Genomic DNA, 17,595 nt, shown 5'->3' on the forward strand with positions numbered 1-17,595 from the left:
CGGACAAAAAAAATTGGAAAGCACTGCAAACGAACTACCTTTTAGGTATGAGAAAAAACCATGTTTTTAAATCCGTTCTTTTGTTAGTAGGATTTGTTGCCGTTTTCCCGGGTTCTTTTTGGGGACAAGAAGTTGTGATGAGTGATGAATCGATTCAGTTCTCCGGAGGATTCCATGATGCTGTGGTTACGACTATTCCGTTTGCAAACAGGGAAACCATTGAAAAGCAATTAAAATCCGAATTGAAAAGTTGGGGTGGGAAATTGGTTATTACAGGTGATGAGTACAAAGTTGTTCAGGGACAACTGAAAATCTTCGGGGAAAACCATTTTGACGGATATGCAAAAATCATTGAGACTGCAGGTGAGACTAAAGTAGCATTTGTGATAGACCTTGGTGGCAGATATATGACGAGTACGGAAGATCCTGTGGAATATAAGGCAATTCGTGAAAGAGCGCAGAATTTCAGTGCAAAAACAGCAACCGTAAGTATCGGTGCAGATGTTGATTCGGATAAAAAAGTATTGAGATCTTTGGAGAAAGAAGAAAAGAGGCTTGAAAAAAGCATAGAAGGCTCCAATAGAGACATCGAAAATTATCAGAAGAAAATTAAGCAGGCTGAAAAAGATATTGAAACAAAAAAAACAGCGTTAAGTGCAAAACAAGAAGAGATAAGAACTCAAAATCAGCAACTTTCCGAAAGAAAGAAAACCGCAAAAAAAATCAAGTAATTGAAAGTTCTGCTTTCGATGGAATAAAGTATTAATTTAGATAAATAAGCACAGCTTCTTATGAAAACAACGGGTAAGCTGTGTATTGATAGTAAATACACAATAACTAAAACAACATGAAACAATTAACACTTTTCATCGCTACCATGCTACTAACTACTTGGGCAGTTGGGCAAGAAGTAAAAACCTCTAATGAGAAAGTCAGTTTTTCACACGGATCTTTTGATGCCATTGTAGTGACGATTCCTTACGCAAATAAAGACGTTGTAGAAAAAGAATTGAAATCCGAAATGAAAGACTGGGGTGGAAAATACAATAGTTCAAAAGGTGAGTATACAGCGAAAGAAGCGAAGATGAAGGCGATGGGCGAAAAGTACTTTGATGGTTATGCGAAAATCATTGAGAACGGATCTGAAATCAAAGTAGCTTTTGCAGTTGATTTGGGTGGAGCTTATTTGAATCACCACGAACACAAAGATCAACATAGAGAAATCGAAAGCCGCGCGAAGAAATTTGGTCAGTCAGCAGCAAAGGAAAGCGTGAACGGAATGATCGAATTGGAAACAAAAACCCTGAAGAAATTAACCGGTGAGAAGGAAGACTTGTTGAAAGATATCGAGGATTCGAAAAAAGACATCGAAGACTACAAGAAAAAAATTACCGAAGCAGAGCAAAAAATCAAGGATGATGAGGCTGCTACCCAAAAGAAAGAAGGGGAAATCGGCACACAAACAACAAAGCTTGGTGAAGTACAAGAGTTGTTGAAGAAGATTAAGTAATCCGGAAAACAAAATTTATAACGAGTCGCCAGTCTAAGGATTGGCGACTTTTTTTGTTTTATAATAAATCGATGTTGTGTGTTGTGATCTTCCGAAATCCCCGGATTTATATTAACTATAATACTCACGAAGAAAATAAAATCATGCACGTCATTAATCACCAAAATAAACTCGTATTCCTAGTGCGCTTCATGGTAAAAACACATCCCTCATCCCCGGACATTTTCTTTTTTATACCTTTGGCTCCATGAAAATTTTGGTTGTCCGCTTTAGTTCCATTGGAGATGTTGTCCTGACGACTCCCGTGGTGCGTTGCCTCAAACAACAATTAGCACATTCCGAGATTCATTTTATCACCAAGAAGGCTTTTCAATCGGTTCTCGACCAGAATCCATACATCGACCGGATTATCACCATTGAGAAATCGGTGGATGAGGTAGTGGATTTCTTGAAAAACGAGCACTATGATGTTGTGATTGATTTGCACAACAACGTGCGAACCCTGCGTCTGAAACGTGCTTTGAAAGTGCGATCATTCGCTTTTCCGAAGAAGAATTTCTCCAAGTTGCTGCTTACGACTTTCAAGATCAATCGCATGCCGAAAGTGCATGTGGTGGACCGCTATTTTGAAGCAGTGAAAGAGCTGGGAGTAAAAAATGACCAAAAGCCCTGTGATTTTTTCCTGGTCGATTCCGATATTGTTTCGCTGGATTCGATTGCGCTTGTTTCGAAGAAATTTATTGCTGTAGCCATGGGAGCACAATTTGCTACCAAGCAGATGCCTGTTTCCCTGATGGCGAAAATTCTGGAAGGAGTTCAGATGCCGGTTGTTTTACTGGGTGGACCAATGGATTCGGAGCGCGCTGCGGAACTGATCCAACAGCTTCCCAACCAACGTGTTTTGGATTTGTGCGGAAAACTGACTTTGAGACAATCCGCTTTCATGACCAAGCATTGTGAAAAATTGCTCACGGGCGATACGGGTTTGATGCACATTGCCAGTTGTTTCGAAACGCCGATTGTGAGCGTTTGGGGAAATACGGTTCCGGATTTCGGGATGTACACCTATGCTCCTCAAAACAAGTCACTCTATACGATCCATGAAGTGGAAGGACTGAGCTGTCGACCGTGTTCGAAGATCGGTTACAAGGAATGCCCGAAAAAACACTTCAAGTGTATGCATTTGCAGGATTCTGAGAAGATAAAATCAGATTTACTGAAAGGTTTCAATTCCCCCTTTGGAGAAGTATAGCTAAATTCTGTAATTTCCTTTAAATTCCTCGAAACCCAATCACAATAAAGAAATCCGCGATTTCGTTATGTTGTTAGGAGCATATAGGATTCTATGGGAATTTGGGGTCAAGCTCTCAATATTCCAACCCTTTTTAGTACCCTAACTATGGGTTATTGCTTATATGTTTGGATCAACCATAAAACGAACACCATGAAATTAAAGATCAATTTCATACTAAAAACTGGGGTTGAGGGTGAAATTCCAGTATTAGCAATTATGAACTTCGGTTACAAAGAATTCGATGCTTTGAAACAAACATTCGTGTATAAACCACTGCGTTATTATACAGGAGTTAAAGTTAATAAATCCGAATGGGATTTAGAACAAAAGTTACCCAAGGATAAAACAAAGCGAGCAATGCTCGGTCAGCTTGAAAAACAAGCAACGGATATTTTCAATTATTTGATCACAACGGAAACAGTAACACCCGAACGTTTGAAACAAGAACTGGATGTTAAGATCAAAAAGAAAGATGATCGTGCAACTGTAACACGGGTGCGGATTGTAGAGTTCATCAATGATTATGTACTGAACGATTCCAGTATCAAAAAGAAAACGAAGGATAATTATTCTACGCTTCGAAATCGTTTGCTTGAATTTGAAACCAAAATCGGGAAACCACTTTACAGCAATGAAATTGATGAAGAATTGTACAATAGCTTTATTGATACTATTCGGGTTCGGTCAAATCGAATCAATACGGTTTGGAGTGTTTACAAGGATTTTAGAGCAGTATTGAAACGGATTGCTCGGAAGTTCAAAATAGTAGTTTTCAATCCGACCACGGAACTGCACCCAACGGACAAAGTTCGATTGGTAACCGAGGATAAGATTTATTTCGATTTAGAGCAAATCCAACGGATTATTCAATACGAACCCCCAACCGAAGAATTGAGCAATGCAAAACTGATTTTACTCACGCTTCTATTTACGGGTTGCAGAAGATCTGACGTTCACAAAATCGTTCCGAGTAACAAGTACTCGAAAAATGAACTATCGTTTAACTACGCTCGTTATTTCTCCACCAAAACCGATACGGAAGTAGTTGTACCGATTCTGAAACCCTTACAGGATGCAATTGATGCAAACGAAGGGAAAGTAGCTTACAAAATGAGTGAATCAACTTTTAATGAACTTGCAAAAGTGATTGCAGAGCAATGCGGATTTACTAACGAAATCACACTTTCCTTTACCAATTCAGAGGGTAAGAAACAGTTCGAAACAAAACGAGTGTGCGATTATGTTTCTTCTCACGTTGGGCGAAGATCGTTCATTACAAATCTGATTAATTTCGTTCCAATCACGGTTCTAAGCAAAATTACGGGACATACGAACTCTATTTCAGCACCCGAATTCAATGTTTCAGATTCCAGTACGATTTTCAAGTACAATAAAATTTCAATGATTGATAACGCTGCTCGTTTTATGAAAGAATTGAAACGACAGGTTATGGAAAATAGAGATTATTTCCCATTTGATTTAGTGTAAACACTAGCGAACGTAAAAAGAAAAGTGACCCCGATTTGAGGTCACTTTTTGAATGGGTTAAAACGTGCTTGCTCCTTGTTTTCGTCGTATGTATTCCATGATTGCACTACGGGAAAAACGAACACTTCGTTCATTGATCCTAATGGCAACAAGAACACCCTCACGCACCAATTTGATTAAGGAGTTTTTGCCAATTTTTAAGATGCTTTTCACTTGCTCGTTGTTGAGCAATTCATCTTCGATTTTAGGTGTTTCAGGTTCAACAACTGTGTTTCGATTTCTGTTTCTTTCCAATTCAGAAATGCGCTTTTGCTGTTCTCCTACGATTTGTTTTAACCGCTCGATTTCCTCGCTCATTCGTTCGATAGCGAGTTTAATCACTGTTTCCATGATTAAAGGTGTTAAGATGGTTCATTCCTTTTGATCTTTCTGCTACTAACGCAGATCTTTCGTTTTTGTTCAATCGATAACTGCCCATAAAAAGGTTAGAAAGTGGGGCAACTATCTTTGAATCGCAGATTTATTGGGGGTTTCGAAAGTTGGAAAAGTGGGCAGTTAAATTTTCGCAACATTCTTTGACTGATTGTTCTAGTATTTGATTTCAAAAACTTGCAAATTTCACTGGTACACTTGAAAAAATATTTAAGAAATTATATCTTGCGACCGATTTAGGTGGTTAGGTTAGGTTGATTAGTGAATGGAGTTCGGACGCCCGTCTGGACTCCATTCGCATTTTATAGCTGATTCCTTTTTCGACTATCCGACTCGGATTAAAGTCGATTCCGACCCGAAACGGTTTCGACGAATCTTTCTTTTCGACATGACAAATTCATTGACCCAACTTGCCCAACTTTAATTTTTGGTAGACGAATCACTCGGTTCTTTACACCCGACTCAATTTTAAGTCGGTTTAAGTCAAATCTTACAAAAATCAATTTCGACCAATCTTTCTTTCCGACGTGACAAATTCATTGATCCGACTTGCCGAACTCTAATTTTCGATAGACCAATCGTTGCAGTTCTTTACACCCGACTCAATTTTAAGTCGGTTTGAGTCGAATCCTACAAGAATCTATTTCGACGAATCTTTCTTTTCGACATGACAAATTCATTGATCCGACTTGCCCAACTTTAATTTTCGATAGACGAATCACTGCGATTCTTTACACCCAACTCAATTTTAAGTCGGTTTAAGTCAAATCTTACAAGAATCCATTTCGACGAATCCTTCTTTTCGACATGACAAATTCATTAATCCGACTTGCCCAACTTTAATTTTCGATAGACGAATCGTTGCAGTACTTTACACCCGACTCAATTTTAAGTCGGTTTGAGTCGAATCTTACAAGAATCCATTTCGACCAATCTTACTTTTCAACTTGACCAATTCGACTATTCGATTGGTTAGTTTTTCTTTTCAATCGACGAATAGATTACTGTTTATGCAAGTAGTCTATTTTGAGTCGAATTTGTTTCGACTAACTCGATTAACCGACTTGACGAATCCATTGAACCGACTAGGCTAAATTTACTTTTTGAAAGACGAGTTAGTGTTTCATCCTATGAAATCTATTTTTTAGTTAGGTTCCAGTTCGTATTACCACATTTACATCTCAGAGCTTCGGGAGCAACTGGGCTTCCTGATAAATACAGTACGGATTGACAGGATTCGTTTTCACACGAAAAAACTTTTGAATACAAAGACTTATAAGCTTCCACAACAGGTTGAAAATCTTGCTTCGTGAAGCTTGCCCATTGATTGAAATGAACTGCTTTATTCACGGAAGCAGATTCAGAATTAAAATTCTCGAAAATCGTTTTGTTAAGTTCTCCGATTTCATTTAAGCTTGCAGTTATATCATCTTTACCCCAAGACCTTGAGGATTCCTTAGCTTTTTTCAAGAGATCATTATATCTACCAATTGCTGGTGAAATGAAATCACCCAAACCACCCGAATCTTCAAGGGAATAAGGTACAGGAGCTTTCAGACTATGACAGACATATCTTAAGAATTCTTCCATACCCCGTCTCAATTTTGCTGATGCAGCTGAAACGTCATCATTCTGTAAATCTTCATCAATCCTTGTCCACATATCTGCTTCGTAATGTATCCTCGGACCTGATGAAACATCCCAATTGTAAAATTTCAGCATTTGTTTACTTTGAACTACTCCCGAACTTTTTAATTGATTTGCCCAAGCGGTTTCATGAGTAGTAATGATAAATTGTTGATTTGAAAAATTTTTCACCAATACATCACAAAAAGATCTTCTATGACCAGCATCTACAGATGTTACAACGTCATCCAAGGTTATCAAGTCTATGAGACCTGTATTCAAATGTTCCGATAATGCAAGAAAAAGACAAACTCCCATGCTATCCTGATGTCCTTCACTATGTAGAGCATGTGGTGGATGAAAGCCTCGACCATAAAAATCAACATTCATATTCAGTGCTTTGTCTTTTGCTTCAAAATTAGCTTCAAACTCAGCTTCATCATCACCGTGCATCTGCTTATACAGTGTTACGAAACGATCCTTGATTTTTAAGTACAGATTTTCTAATATTCCATCACGTGCTGAAACGAATGAATCGTGTAAGGTTGTAGCTTGGGTACTAATTACCGAAGCTTTATTGAATTTTAAAGTAGTTTCCTCAAGATTTTTTAATTGCTCTTCGAGCTTGGTCAGATTATCCCATGCAATTTGTTCAGGTGTAGCTTCAGGAAAAATTGTTTGCATTTGTTCAACAAACACAGGTAGTTCAGCTTGAATTTCGGAGGGAGAATAAAGTCTTTCAAATTTATCATCCTCAAAATCTTCAGGAATGTATTTCTCAAATGGATTTGACATAACGTCAATGATCTTTTCGATTGTTTTTCTCCATTCACCCATAGCACTCACACATCTTTTTATAGTGTCATTTAAAAGTGCTTCTTCGTTCTTTCCAATAGGTTTCGAGGCTTCTGCGAGCTGATCAATTCTCATCAAAACCTGCTTAGCGGCTTCTTTAATGTAATTAGCATTTTCCTCGATTGAATTCTGTCTGTTTTTTTGTGCCTCGATCCGACTTTGTAATTTTAATTCCAATTCGCCTGGCAACCACTGATGGTCGCATAACGGGCATTCACCTGAATCACGGATAAGCTGTTTTCCATTTTTTGTAAACTCAAATCTTTTTACATTCCATTCGGCTTCAGGATCAGATTTGATTTCTCTTAAGTGTTCAATTAAAGTTTTATTTGCTTTGGGGACACCTGATAAGATTGATGATAAACTCTCAACGTTCAAATTTGTCGCACGTTCTAATAAGCTTTTCTTATCTACGCTCGCTTCATTAATTGCTACTCTAGTTACATTTTCTTTTAGTGTTTCGGATGCAAGCACTTCCAGAACTGTACTGCCTAATTTTACTCGTTGTTCATTGATAAATTTCAAAACAGAAGTTTTATCAAATTTTTGAAGCCCCGTAATTATGTTAATGTTACCTTGAACAACCCCCAGATTCGCCTTTGCATTTTTAGCTTCACTGCTAAAGAAGTTTTTAACACTAACCAGTGCTTTTCTTTTTTCTTCAAGATTCTCAAGTTTGAGGATTTTTCCAATAGCTAGAGAGCGATCAGATGACTTTGCTGTTATAAGCTTCAATACTTCTCTTCTTGTAAAAACGTGCTGTCCTCGATTAAGAACATCTAGTAATGGAGTTAGAACTTCAGAATATTTATTATCATAAACTAATTCATTGGGGTTTGTCATGCAACGGAAAATTTCAATAGGCGTAGTTACTCCGTGCACTTTAATACTTGCACGAACATATACGTTACTTGCATCTTCTACTTTATCTATGTGCGGTCCGTGTTTTTTCAATGAAACATCATCGGTTCCTTCTCCCAAAAGACGAGCAATCTTACCTGTTAGAAGAAAGTCTATAGCATCTATTACCGCACTTTTACCAACACCGTTTGCGCCATATACTACTAGAGATTTTCCATTAGGCTCTATGATTAAATGCGGAATACCCCTGACATTACTAATTTCCAGTTTCAGTATTTTCATTTGATTCAGTTTGGTTGAGTAATAATTGCTTTAAACCTTCAATATTGCTGAGATCAGCAATAGCTAATTCCTCAATAAGGGTTTGCGAGAATTGTCCGCTTTCAGCGAGTTTCTCGATCATAGTATCTGTAATTTTTTCAGGTATAGATTTTTCAATCCGAGCTTCTTCTGCCATGATGTTGAATAATGATTAATAGTCTAGCAAATGTAAAATAATTGACTGATTTTCATGATGTTCCTAGTATTCATTAAGTAAATAAAAAGAACTGCCCACCTTTTGGTGGGCAGTTCACAATTAATAAACCACATTTCAACTCATGAAAATTCTATTCAGAAGTTTGATTTTTCTTGTTTTGCATTTGCTTTAATGCCCAATTGGTTAAACGACCGCTTTTGTTTTCTCCCGCCATAACTCGACCATCTGGTAAAATGACGCATTGAGCTTCATCTGTTAGAGGCTTTAATCGATTTTCAGACCGCCAAACCAATCCTGTACTAATTAGACTTTTAATAAATTCCTCGCTACTTGCAAATTCTTTGTTCTCATTCACAAAGTCATCTAACGATTGATCAATAACAACATCCCCATTCCGAATGATTTCTTGAAAAATTACATATTGAGTCATATTGAGTTCAGTTGGCTCCCATTCACTAAGCGGAACTTCTTCAAGAATATCTTCTTTGGCAAAAACATGCTGGTTAAAATTCCATCCAAACTGATCTCCCAATTTTCCAATTTTACAGGAAAGGAGAGGTAAAAATGGTTCCATTTCTAAGTCGTCTCCAAAAATGTCAGAGGTCATGTCAAACTTATACGTTAGTCTTGTCCAAATAAGTTCTAGAAAAAAGTTCATGGGGTTATGGGGTGAAGAACCCAATAAGATCCACTGATTGTTTTCGTCCAAAGATCGTCCATAAGGCATCCCATTAAATTTGACAATCGAATATTTTCCACATATTATCAAATTAGGGAAATTATGAGGACCAAAACCACCAATGATATTTTTAGGGTCGGTAGTAATATTCTTTGACAAATAAGTCATTAGTGACTCTCTGAAATTGTATTCGTTGGCGAAGCCATTGTATCCCCAAATTATTCTTACAGGAAGGCTCGCTTCAACTTTAAGAACATCGAATATAGCCTCTTCTTCTTCTGTGACTAGCCCTAATTTCATTGCTTCTATATCCTTTCTACAAATTGCACGAAAACTATCGTTTACTAATCTTCTTACATACGGTTGAGTATTTATATCGTAATGGTTTATAATGTATTGTAGATTCTCATAGCTATCCTTAACGTCAGATGAATAAAGATTCTTTTTTACTTGGATAACAACTATCACTTGATTAGCTTCATATTTGAATCTATCGGTATGCGGTATAGATTCTCCTTCACCTTCAACGAGTAAGATGTCAAATTCCACATCTGATCCTTTAATAAAACTGTTTTTAACTACTCGTAAGTTTAAGCCTTGAAACAATGACCGATTAAGTATTTCTCCTGTTAGTCCTTCATACATTGTTCCGATTGTAACTGGGTGTGACATCTCGTAGTTGTCTAAAACCTCTTTTTCAGCAATTTTAAATGCTTCTAATAATTCAGCGATAGTGGAAATCATTTTATTTATTTTTTGTTAAGACTAATATAGTTTTACTAATTGATCTTAGAGAACTGTTGATGAAATTAGAATAAAAACCTAATGCCCACCTTTAAGTGAGTCGTTAGGTTTTTTTAGGCTCAAAAGGATAATAAAAAATTAGTTGCCCACCTTTTAGTGGGCAGTTAGTATTTTATTCGGTTGAAATTTGGCTTCAAAGCATAATAAAAAATTAGTTGCCCACCTTTTAGTGGGCAGTTATGATTTTATTCAGTGAAAATTTGGCTTCAAGCATAATAAAAAATTAGTTGCCCACCTTTTGGTGGGCAGTTATGATTTTATTCAAGTGAGATCTTTTTTAAGAACAATAAAAAGTTAGTTGCACCACCCTAAGTGGGGCAAGTAGTATTTTTTAGACAGTTTCTTAAATTTTGAAGGATAAAAAAACTTAGTTGCACCGTCTTAGGTGGGGCAAATAGATTTTTATTACTTAAAATCTGGGTTTTGGCAGTCAAAAAAAGTTAGTTGCCCCAGCACAAATGGTGCAAGTAGAAAAAAATTAAGCAAACTGCAATTTTGAACGTTTATGATTTACTCAACAGTTTCATGTATTTCTTGCGTTCCAAAGACAGCCAGTTGTAAATCTCGGTTGCCAATCTCTCAAAAGACTCGTTATCATTAAAGGCAATCGCTGTAACATGGTAGGCTCTATCACAATATTCATCGGTTAAATGTTGCAAACGGTTGTCATTGATATTGAGTTCCATTAGAGAGAAAACACCTCTCGAAATATCTAACATACCATTATCGTGATCGAAACCCAATAGGTTCAAACCCAAAACGGTATGTTGGTGTCTTAAATCGTCTTTTATAAGGTTGATAATAGTTGACTTTGAATTTTTTTTTCTCATGACTCAATATTTTTAATATATTCATTTGGCGATGATAAATATACATAATATTTATATAAATGTGTTTTTAATGAATATAATTATCTTTTTTTGAGAGACTAATATGCGTTTAGTGAAGGTTTCAAAGTGTTTGTATGCCGTTTTCTTTGGTTATATTCGAAAAGATGAAAGACTTAAACCGAATAAAAGAAGTTCTAGTAAGCAAGAAGGTAACGCAAGTTTGGCTAGCTTCTGAACTTGGTAAGAACATAAATACTGTGAGCGCTTGGAGTACAAACAGAAGACAGCCTAGTCTTGAAGATTTGTATCGTGTATCAGTTTTATTAGATGTTGATATTCGGGAGTTACTGAATTCGACGAAACAATAGTTAAAATCTTCTTCCCACTATTCAAACCACAATAATGTTCACAATACTACTACTATCCTCAAACAGTCTATTAGACACGCAAAATTTTTCAATTGGCAATTCTATTCAGAATTACAATGTTCCTCTGTGGCAGAATACTGTCTTGGACCTCATAAAATTTATATTTCCATTGGACAGTTCGATTTAATTAAGCCCCACGTTAAAAGGAATATTACTAAAATAAATGAATATGGCAAAATCAGTTCAAGAAGCACACACTGCTGGAGCTCAATCAATTGGATTTGATTATCAATTTTATTATTTCATGTTTTTGCTACTAGAGCTAAGACATGGTCAGAAAATTGGTTTTGAAGTTAAGGATGATGTTCACATAGACAAAGAAGATGGAACCACAATTTTATTTCAAGCTAAGCACACTATAACAAAAAGTGCAGCTGGTGATCCTCAAAATTTAACTACGTTAGATTCTGACTTATGGAAGACTCTTAGTAATTGGACCGATTTCATAAAAGCCGACAACAGCAATACGTTCTTAGATAAACATTCATTCTACTTGGTTACAAACAAAAGCGAAAGTAACAATGAGTTCATCAGTTCGCTAAATACTTTTAAGGAAGATAACAATGTAGATTTTGTTCTCACCAAACTAAATGAGCTAAAAAGCAGAACTCAAGATGAAACGATTCAAAAATATATAAAGAATATTTCTTCTGTAGGCAAAAAAAAGTTGAGCCAATTTTTGTCAAAACTTATAATTGAGACTGAGGTACATGCAATAATCGAAAAAATAAAAAACAGAATTCTTGAAAATGTTAGGCAACAAAATTTGGTTGATCCTATATATGAAAAACTGTATTCAAATCTGCAGACAGCAAAATACCTAGATATTGAGGATCGAAACAAGTTTGAAGTTTCATTCGAGGAATTTATTTCCAAATTCGGCGAGTGCTTTAAAGTTGCTTTTGAATTAAAACCATTACCAAAAAGGGACTTTCCTATTTTCCTTCCGGATGATTTGGAGAGTCAAACATTTATTAAACAATTACTAGATATTGGAGAAATTAAAAGTGGTTCAAATCATATCAGGGATTACACCATGCAAATGCTCAAATTTCTAAATCATTTCTCCTATTGGTCTGAAGAGAATTTTATACTGCCAACAGATGTTACCGACTTTAAAACAAATAGCATCGCAATATGGACTAACGAATTCAGGTCAAAGTATAGGCAAATTGAGAATCGAATAGGTTCAGGAGAAACAATCGAAGATTTAGAAAATGACATCAATAGTTTAGGTATTGAATTGGTAGATTACATACGACAAAAAGACCTTGCAATAACAGGGACTACATCACTTGGAATCGAGTTTAGCAATGGACATTATTATGCTTTATCAAACCAATTGGAAATCGGTTGGCATTTTGATTGGCAGAATAAATATAATAGACAATGAACGAGGTATATTACATATATAATAATGAGGCGATTGCAAGTTGCCTCTTTTTGTCGGTATTGAAGAACGTGGAATCGTTAGATATTCCTCGATCATGTTTGATTCTTCCCCTTTTATTGGATGATAGAACCGTAAATTATTTAGGGAAAAATCTTGATACCGATTTGAACCTGGAACAAGTAATTAGTGAACAACCAAAATTGTTTATATCCTTCAATAAAAGGTATTTATCGTTGTTGCCTATTACCGTCAACTCTTTAATGCTATTGAATAAAAGTAACCAGATTCGAATAGGAAATGATATTACAACACTTGGGAATATTGATATTGCAGGACAAGAATTAGGAAATCGGTTCAAAAAAATTGAAGAGGTAATCCCTAGGCTTTTGACGATAATTGCTCCCTATTCAACAGAACAACTTTACAGAACCTTAAAAGTACGATTATGAAATTTATTCTCCACGAAATAAAATTATGGTTCAAGGATGAAAATCAAGAGCCTAAAAGTTATCATTTTCTAGCTGATAAAGTAAATGTGATAACTGGTGATGCCACTACGGGAAAAACAAGTTTTTGGAGTATAATCGATTACTGCCTGTTTTCTGGAAAAGTTAAAGTTGCAAATACAATTAATGATAAGGTTCTGTGGTTCGGAATACGATTTGAAATTAATGGAAAGGAAATATCTATAGTTCGTAAAACTCCTGCTAATGGGGCTGTTTCATCTGAAGTCTACTTTACTTATGGTGGATTCCCAGAAGAACCAGAAGAAAACGAGGAAATAGCTGAAATAAGAGCAATATTGGATAAAGAATTTGGAATTACAGATGCCTTAAGGTTTCCTTATGGAAAAGGATTGGGCAAAACTTCTTTCAACATTTCATTTAGACATTTTTTGCTATTTAATTCTCTTACAGAGAACGTAATTGGTGTGGCAGAAACCTATTTTGATACTACCTTTTATGGTAAGGATGAATACGATAAAGCGTTGAGTCATATTTTCGACTTAGTGATTGGTGTCAATGACATGGAAAACATTAAAGCAGTTGAGAGATTACAAGAAATTGATGCAGAGTTAAAGAAGATACAGAGTCAGGTAAAGGGAAATGAAAATAAAACTAAGCAATTTGAGAGTCAAATATTTGGATTAATTGAAAGGTGTAAGCAGTTTAAATTTCTAGAGTATTCAGATACATTTGATTCCTTAGATCAAGCGATAACAACAATAGAAGAAATTGTATCAAACACTAAACAGATAGCAACGAACTCAACTTTATTTGATGAAATAAATTCTTTGTACAAAAGTAAAAGTGAGATACAAGCTCAACTTAATGCTATACATCAATACCAACGAGAATATGATTCTTATAGAAGAAACTTAAATAAATCAGCAGACAGTCTTCAACCTATTGAATATCTAAATCAAAAACTGGCAGATCAATTAGTCGATTCATACGAAACTAAAATATTTGTAGAATCCCTTGAATCCTCATTGAAGAGTATCAAGACGCATCTTTCTAAAAAGGTTGAAGAGCCTTTGAAGGTAGCTGGAGACTCGAAGGAGTTTAAACTTCAGCTTCAAGAAATAGACAAACGAATCACTCAATTAAATGAGATTAAAAGGAATCATCATGAAGAAGGACAAAGATTTTTTGAACTTGGGAAGATTGAATTAATGTTCGAGCAAATATTAATGGGCAACAAACATAAGCCGATCGATTCTGTTAACTTGAATAGTTTGAATGAAGAAAGAGAACGATTAGAGAAAGTGCCACAAGATAATAAACAGATCAAATACTTAATGAAGTCTCAGTTAGATGAAAGTATTCAAAGAAATTACGATCAATTAAGCTCTTTACCCGCGTATAAAGATTATAAAACCATATTTGATGAGAATGAAATGGTTCTGAAATTATATCCACAAGGGCAATTACCTTTTCCGTTGGATAACGTGGGGAGTAAGTCTAACTATATGTTTATGCACTTATGTGTTTATTTGGGATTGCATGAGCATATGATAAATATTGAACAAGAACATGTGCCACAATTCTTGTTTATTGACCAACCAAGCATTCCTTATTATACTGGAGACAATGAAAAAGGAAACGACGATAAAACCAAATTAATTGATGCGTTTACTTTATTGAATTCTTTTATTGATTACATAACGAAGGAAAAGAGTAATCACTTCCAAATTTTAATGGTAGAGCATGCCCCTAAAGAATACTGGCTAGATAATAATTTATCCAACTTCCATACTGTAGATGAATTTAATAATGGAAACGGATTGATTCCATCTGATATTTATAATAATTAAGAATGCAAAACATAGAGATCGGAAAAATGGATAAACTCATTATCCATTTTGTTGGCAATAAAAATAATGGGGATGGAGTGAAGTTTTCGAACTCGTTAACCGATTTTGACAAGATTGATGACTATGTTATGCCATTGATTCATAACACTTTTAAGTCAGATGAGTTTCATCAATTTTATTTCATTCCAACCATTGAGTTGAACCCCATGTATCAGTTCATTAGTTCAGTGTTCAATAATCAGGATTCTTTTATAGAACAATCTCAAAATGCAGCTAGATATTTGTACGATAAGAGTAATCATCCCCAAATAAAAGGAGGTGAATTAGGTGTCGCTTATATTAAAGATTGTCGCTTTGAAGATGAGGAAGTGGACTGCATCGTCATATTTAAATCGGAAAGTAAAGAGACTGTACTGGAAGTTAACTCTGTGAAAAATGGCCTAAACTTAAAAAATGTAAAAGGTCTGAGTACCCGTAAATTGGATAAAGGATGTTTAATCTTTAACACCAGTAAAGAAACTGGATTTATATTGTCGGTTATAGATAATAGAAATAGCGAAGCTCAATATTGGAAAGATGAATTTTTGTGTATTCAGCCGATTAAAAATGAATACCATCAAACAAATGAATTTCTTGGAATTACTAAAGAATTTATAACAAATGAATTATCCGATTTTGAAATATCAAAGTCAGACCAAATAGACTTACTTAACCGCTCAGTAGACTATTTTAAATCACATTCCAATTTCGATAAGGCAGAATTTGAAAATGAAGTATTTTCTGATGACAGTTTAATTGAGTCTTTCCAAAAGTTTGATCAGCAATTTAGAGAAGAGAATAAAGTTGAGTTATTGGATCAATTTGAAATTTCAACTTCGGCTGTAAAAAAGCAGGCAAGAGTATTCAAGAAAGTTTTGAAGTTGGATAAAAACTTTCACATATACATTCATGGCGATAGCGAATTGATAAAGCAGGGGGTTGACGATGATGGAAGGAAGTTTTACAAGATATATTATCAAGATGAGGCTTAATCTCAAAAAATAAAAATGGTAGAAGAAAAACTTATGGAATTTTGGGAGAACAAAAGGATTGAAGATGAAAAGAGATTGAAGCAATACGAAGATTGCGAAAATATTAAATCAAAATTCCTACAAAATCAAATAAAGGAAGTAAAAGCAGTTTGGCATTTGGATAAAAAGGATATTGATTTTACACTTCAACCTGACAAATTGAATGCCGAGTTAATAGCAGATTACATTTTGATTGAATCTGTGAAAACTGACGTTCTAATAAAATCTCTTCAAAATAAAGACGCTTATCTAAAGAATAAACTCTTTAGTGATATTTGGGATGAATACAATATTCTCCATATAATACATTGTTGGTTAAATAATCAACCATTAATTCCTCCTACAATAATGTTTAATAAAAATTTAGGAGAATGTATGGCAGTTGACGGAAAACACCGTTTAAATGTAGCTTATCATTTTGGACATGAATTCCTTCCCATTATAATACCCAAAACCAATTATGATGAGGTCAAAAAAAAGCTTGACCTATGAAAAACGAACTTCAACCAGAATTTCAGGAATTTTTGTTAGGTTTTTTAATGTTAAAACCAATAACAAAAGAGGATCATTTACAAGCACTTGACGTCGTTATTGAAACTTGTAATTTGTTATTCAGTGAAATGAATAGTTTAAAAGTAAAATCTACCTTAGACAGAGATGCAAAACTATTGTTTGAAATGACACTAAGAAGATCTTCTTCATTAAGAACGTTGCATACTAATGTTTATGAAGGTCTAAAACATCCAATTGATCCAATGTCGATGTGGGGAATTGTTCGTTCACAATTTGAAGCATTTTGTAACTTCAATAATATCTACATCAAAACAAACTCATATGATGAAAGAAGGCTGCTACATGAACTTTGGGTTGTAAGTGGTCTTCAGTATCGACAAAAAAGCAATTCTGAAGCAATGAATGAAGAACAGTTGCAAAAGAAAAGTCGTGAAGCGGAATCAATAGAAGAGTTGAAGGAACTTATTTTAACAAACCCTTTTCTATTAGACCTAGGAAGTCATGAGATAGACAAAATGAATGGGTTCATTAAGAAAAAAGAATTTCAAGTAGCATTCAATAATGGTAAGTTTAATAGAGTGAGTTGGGCACAAATGTGGTTGAATGCGGGAGTTAATGACAAATTTGATAATTTATACTCAATGATGTCTAATTCGACCCATCCATCAAATGTTTCAGTATTTCAATTTAAAGATTTGCATTTAGAGGATCATGCTGATTTTAGCGCGAACTTTTCGATTAAATTCTCCACGCTAATTCTATGTCTTTTCGTTCGTGATTTCTGCACATATTTCGAACCTCTAAAAATTAAGTTTCTAGAGGTTAGTAACTTTAATCAATCTGTAATAAATGGTTATAACAGAATTGCTAGAGATGAATCTTTTAAATTAAGTGATGTTACTTTATTTAATGATACCGTTGCCAAAATACTTGATGAAAGACTAAAAAATCTTCGAGGGACGACGGAATCAGGGCACTAAGATTTATACTTAAATTAATCAACAATAACATTACTTT

General features: G+C 35.0%; 15 protein-coding genes. 10 read left to right on the plus strand and 5 right to left on the minus strand.

What is annotated here, in order from left to right:
* Positions 1 to 47 precede the first annotated feature (47 nt).
* The 4 genes from AAG807_RS03170 (at position 48) to AAG807_RS03185 (ending at position 4,292) form a co-directional block, all read left to right on the plus strand.
* Positions 48 to 731: a hypothetical protein gene (locus AAG807_RS03170; RefSeq protein WP_341900712.1), complete on the plus strand. Its 684-nt coding sequence runs from the start codon at positions 48 to 50 to the stop codon at positions 729 to 731.
* A 116-nt stretch (positions 732 to 847) separates the two neighbouring features.
* On the plus strand, positions 848 to 1,510 hold the full coding sequence (locus AAG807_RS03175; protein ID WP_341900714.1) for a hypothetical protein: 663 nt from the start codon (positions 848 to 850) through the stop codon (positions 1,508 to 1,510).
* A gap of 247 nt (positions 1,511 to 1,757) precedes the next feature.
* Entirely contained in the window at positions 1,758 to 2,762 is a 1,005-nt protein-coding gene (locus AAG807_RS03180; protein WP_341900715.1) for a glycosyltransferase family 9 protein, read from the plus strand.
* A 192-nt stretch (positions 2,763 to 2,954) separates the two neighbouring features.
* Positions 2,955 to 4,292, plus strand: coding sequence for a hypothetical protein (locus tag AAG807_RS03185; RefSeq protein ID WP_341900717.1), 1,338 nt, complete (start codon positions 2,955 to 2,957; stop codon positions 4,290 to 4,292).
* 57 nt (positions 4,293 to 4,349) lie between these two features.
* Here the strand turns inward: AAG807_RS03185 and AAG807_RS03190 are convergent, their stop codons facing one another.
* The 5 genes from AAG807_RS03190 to AAG807_RS03210 form a co-directional block, all read right to left on the minus strand.
* Positions 4,350 to 4,682, minus strand: a complete 333-nt coding sequence (locus AAG807_RS03190) for a helix-turn-helix domain-containing protein (protein WP_341900718.1) — start codon at positions 4,680 to 4,682, stop codon at positions 4,350 to 4,352.
* A gap of 1,179 nt (positions 4,683 to 5,861) precedes the next feature.
* Entirely contained in the window at positions 5,862 to 8,348 is a 2,487-nt protein-coding gene (locus AAG807_RS03195) for a hypothetical protein (RefSeq protein WP_341900720.1), read from the minus strand.
* Complete coding sequence (locus AAG807_RS03200) at positions 8,323 to 8,523, minus strand: hypothetical protein (protein WP_341900722.1); 201 nt, start codon at positions 8,521 to 8,523, stop codon at positions 8,323 to 8,325. Before AAG807_RS03200 ends, AAG807_RS03195 begins: the two co-directional genes overlap by 26 nt.
* A 151-nt stretch (positions 8,524 to 8,674) precedes the next feature.
* On the minus strand, positions 8,675 to 9,967 hold the full coding sequence (locus AAG807_RS03205) for a DUF6602 domain-containing protein (protein ID WP_341900724.1): 1,293 nt from the start codon (positions 9,965 to 9,967) through the stop codon (positions 8,675 to 8,677).
* Positions 9,968 to 10,530: 563 nt separating this feature from the next.
* The gene (locus tag AAG807_RS03210; RefSeq protein WP_341900726.1) at positions 10,531 to 10,857 is read right to left on the minus strand and encodes a hypothetical protein; all 327 of its coding nucleotides are present in this window, start codon (positions 10,855 to 10,857) and stop codon (positions 10,531 to 10,533) included.
* 164 nt (positions 10,858 to 11,021) lie between these two features.
* Between AAG807_RS03210 and AAG807_RS03215 the strand changes: the two genes are divergently transcribed.
* The 6 genes from AAG807_RS03215 (at position 11,022) to AAG807_RS03240 (ending at position 17,558) form a co-directional block, all read left to right on the plus strand.
* Positions 11,022 to 11,225 (plus strand): helix-turn-helix transcriptional regulator, encoded by a 204-nt coding sequence (locus AAG807_RS03215; RefSeq protein WP_341900728.1) that lies wholly within the window; start codon positions 11,022 to 11,024, stop codon positions 11,223 to 11,225.
* A 229-nt stretch (positions 11,226 to 11,454) separates the two neighbouring features.
* Positions 11,455 to 12,678 carry an ABC-three component system protein gene (locus AAG807_RS03220; protein ID WP_341900730.1) on the plus strand — a complete coding sequence of 408 codons (1,224 nt, stop codon included), beginning with the start codon at positions 11,455 to 11,457 and terminating at the stop codon, positions 12,676 to 12,678.
* Positions 12,679 to 13,123: 445 nt separating this feature from the next.
* Positions 13,124 to 14,995, plus strand: coding sequence for a DUF3732 domain-containing protein (locus AAG807_RS03225; RefSeq protein WP_341900731.1), 1,872 nt, complete (start codon positions 13,124 to 13,126; stop codon positions 14,993 to 14,995).
* A 26-nt stretch (positions 14,996 to 15,021) separates the two neighbouring features.
* Complete coding sequence (locus AAG807_RS03230) at positions 15,022 to 16,026, plus strand: nucleoid-associated protein (protein WP_341900733.1); 1,005 nt, start codon at positions 15,022 to 15,024, stop codon at positions 16,024 to 16,026.
* A 15-nt stretch (positions 16,027 to 16,041) separates the two neighbouring features.
* Positions 16,042 to 16,557, plus strand: a complete 516-nt coding sequence (locus AAG807_RS03235) for a hypothetical protein (protein WP_341900734.1) — start codon at positions 16,042 to 16,044, stop codon at positions 16,555 to 16,557.
* Positions 16,554 to 17,558, plus strand: a complete 1,005-nt coding sequence (locus tag AAG807_RS03240; protein ID WP_341900737.1) for a hypothetical protein — start codon at positions 16,554 to 16,556, stop codon at positions 17,556 to 17,558. Before AAG807_RS03235 ends, AAG807_RS03240 begins: the two co-directional genes overlap by 4 nt.
* The last annotated feature ends 37 nt before the right edge of the window (positions 17,559 to 17,595 follow it).

It is taken from the genome of Fluviicola taffensis DSM 16823 (assembly GCF_943372375.1).
Taxonomy (GTDB): Bacteria; Bacteroidota; Bacteroidia; order Flavobacteriales_D; family Crocinitomicaceae; genus Fluviicola; species Fluviicola taffensis_A.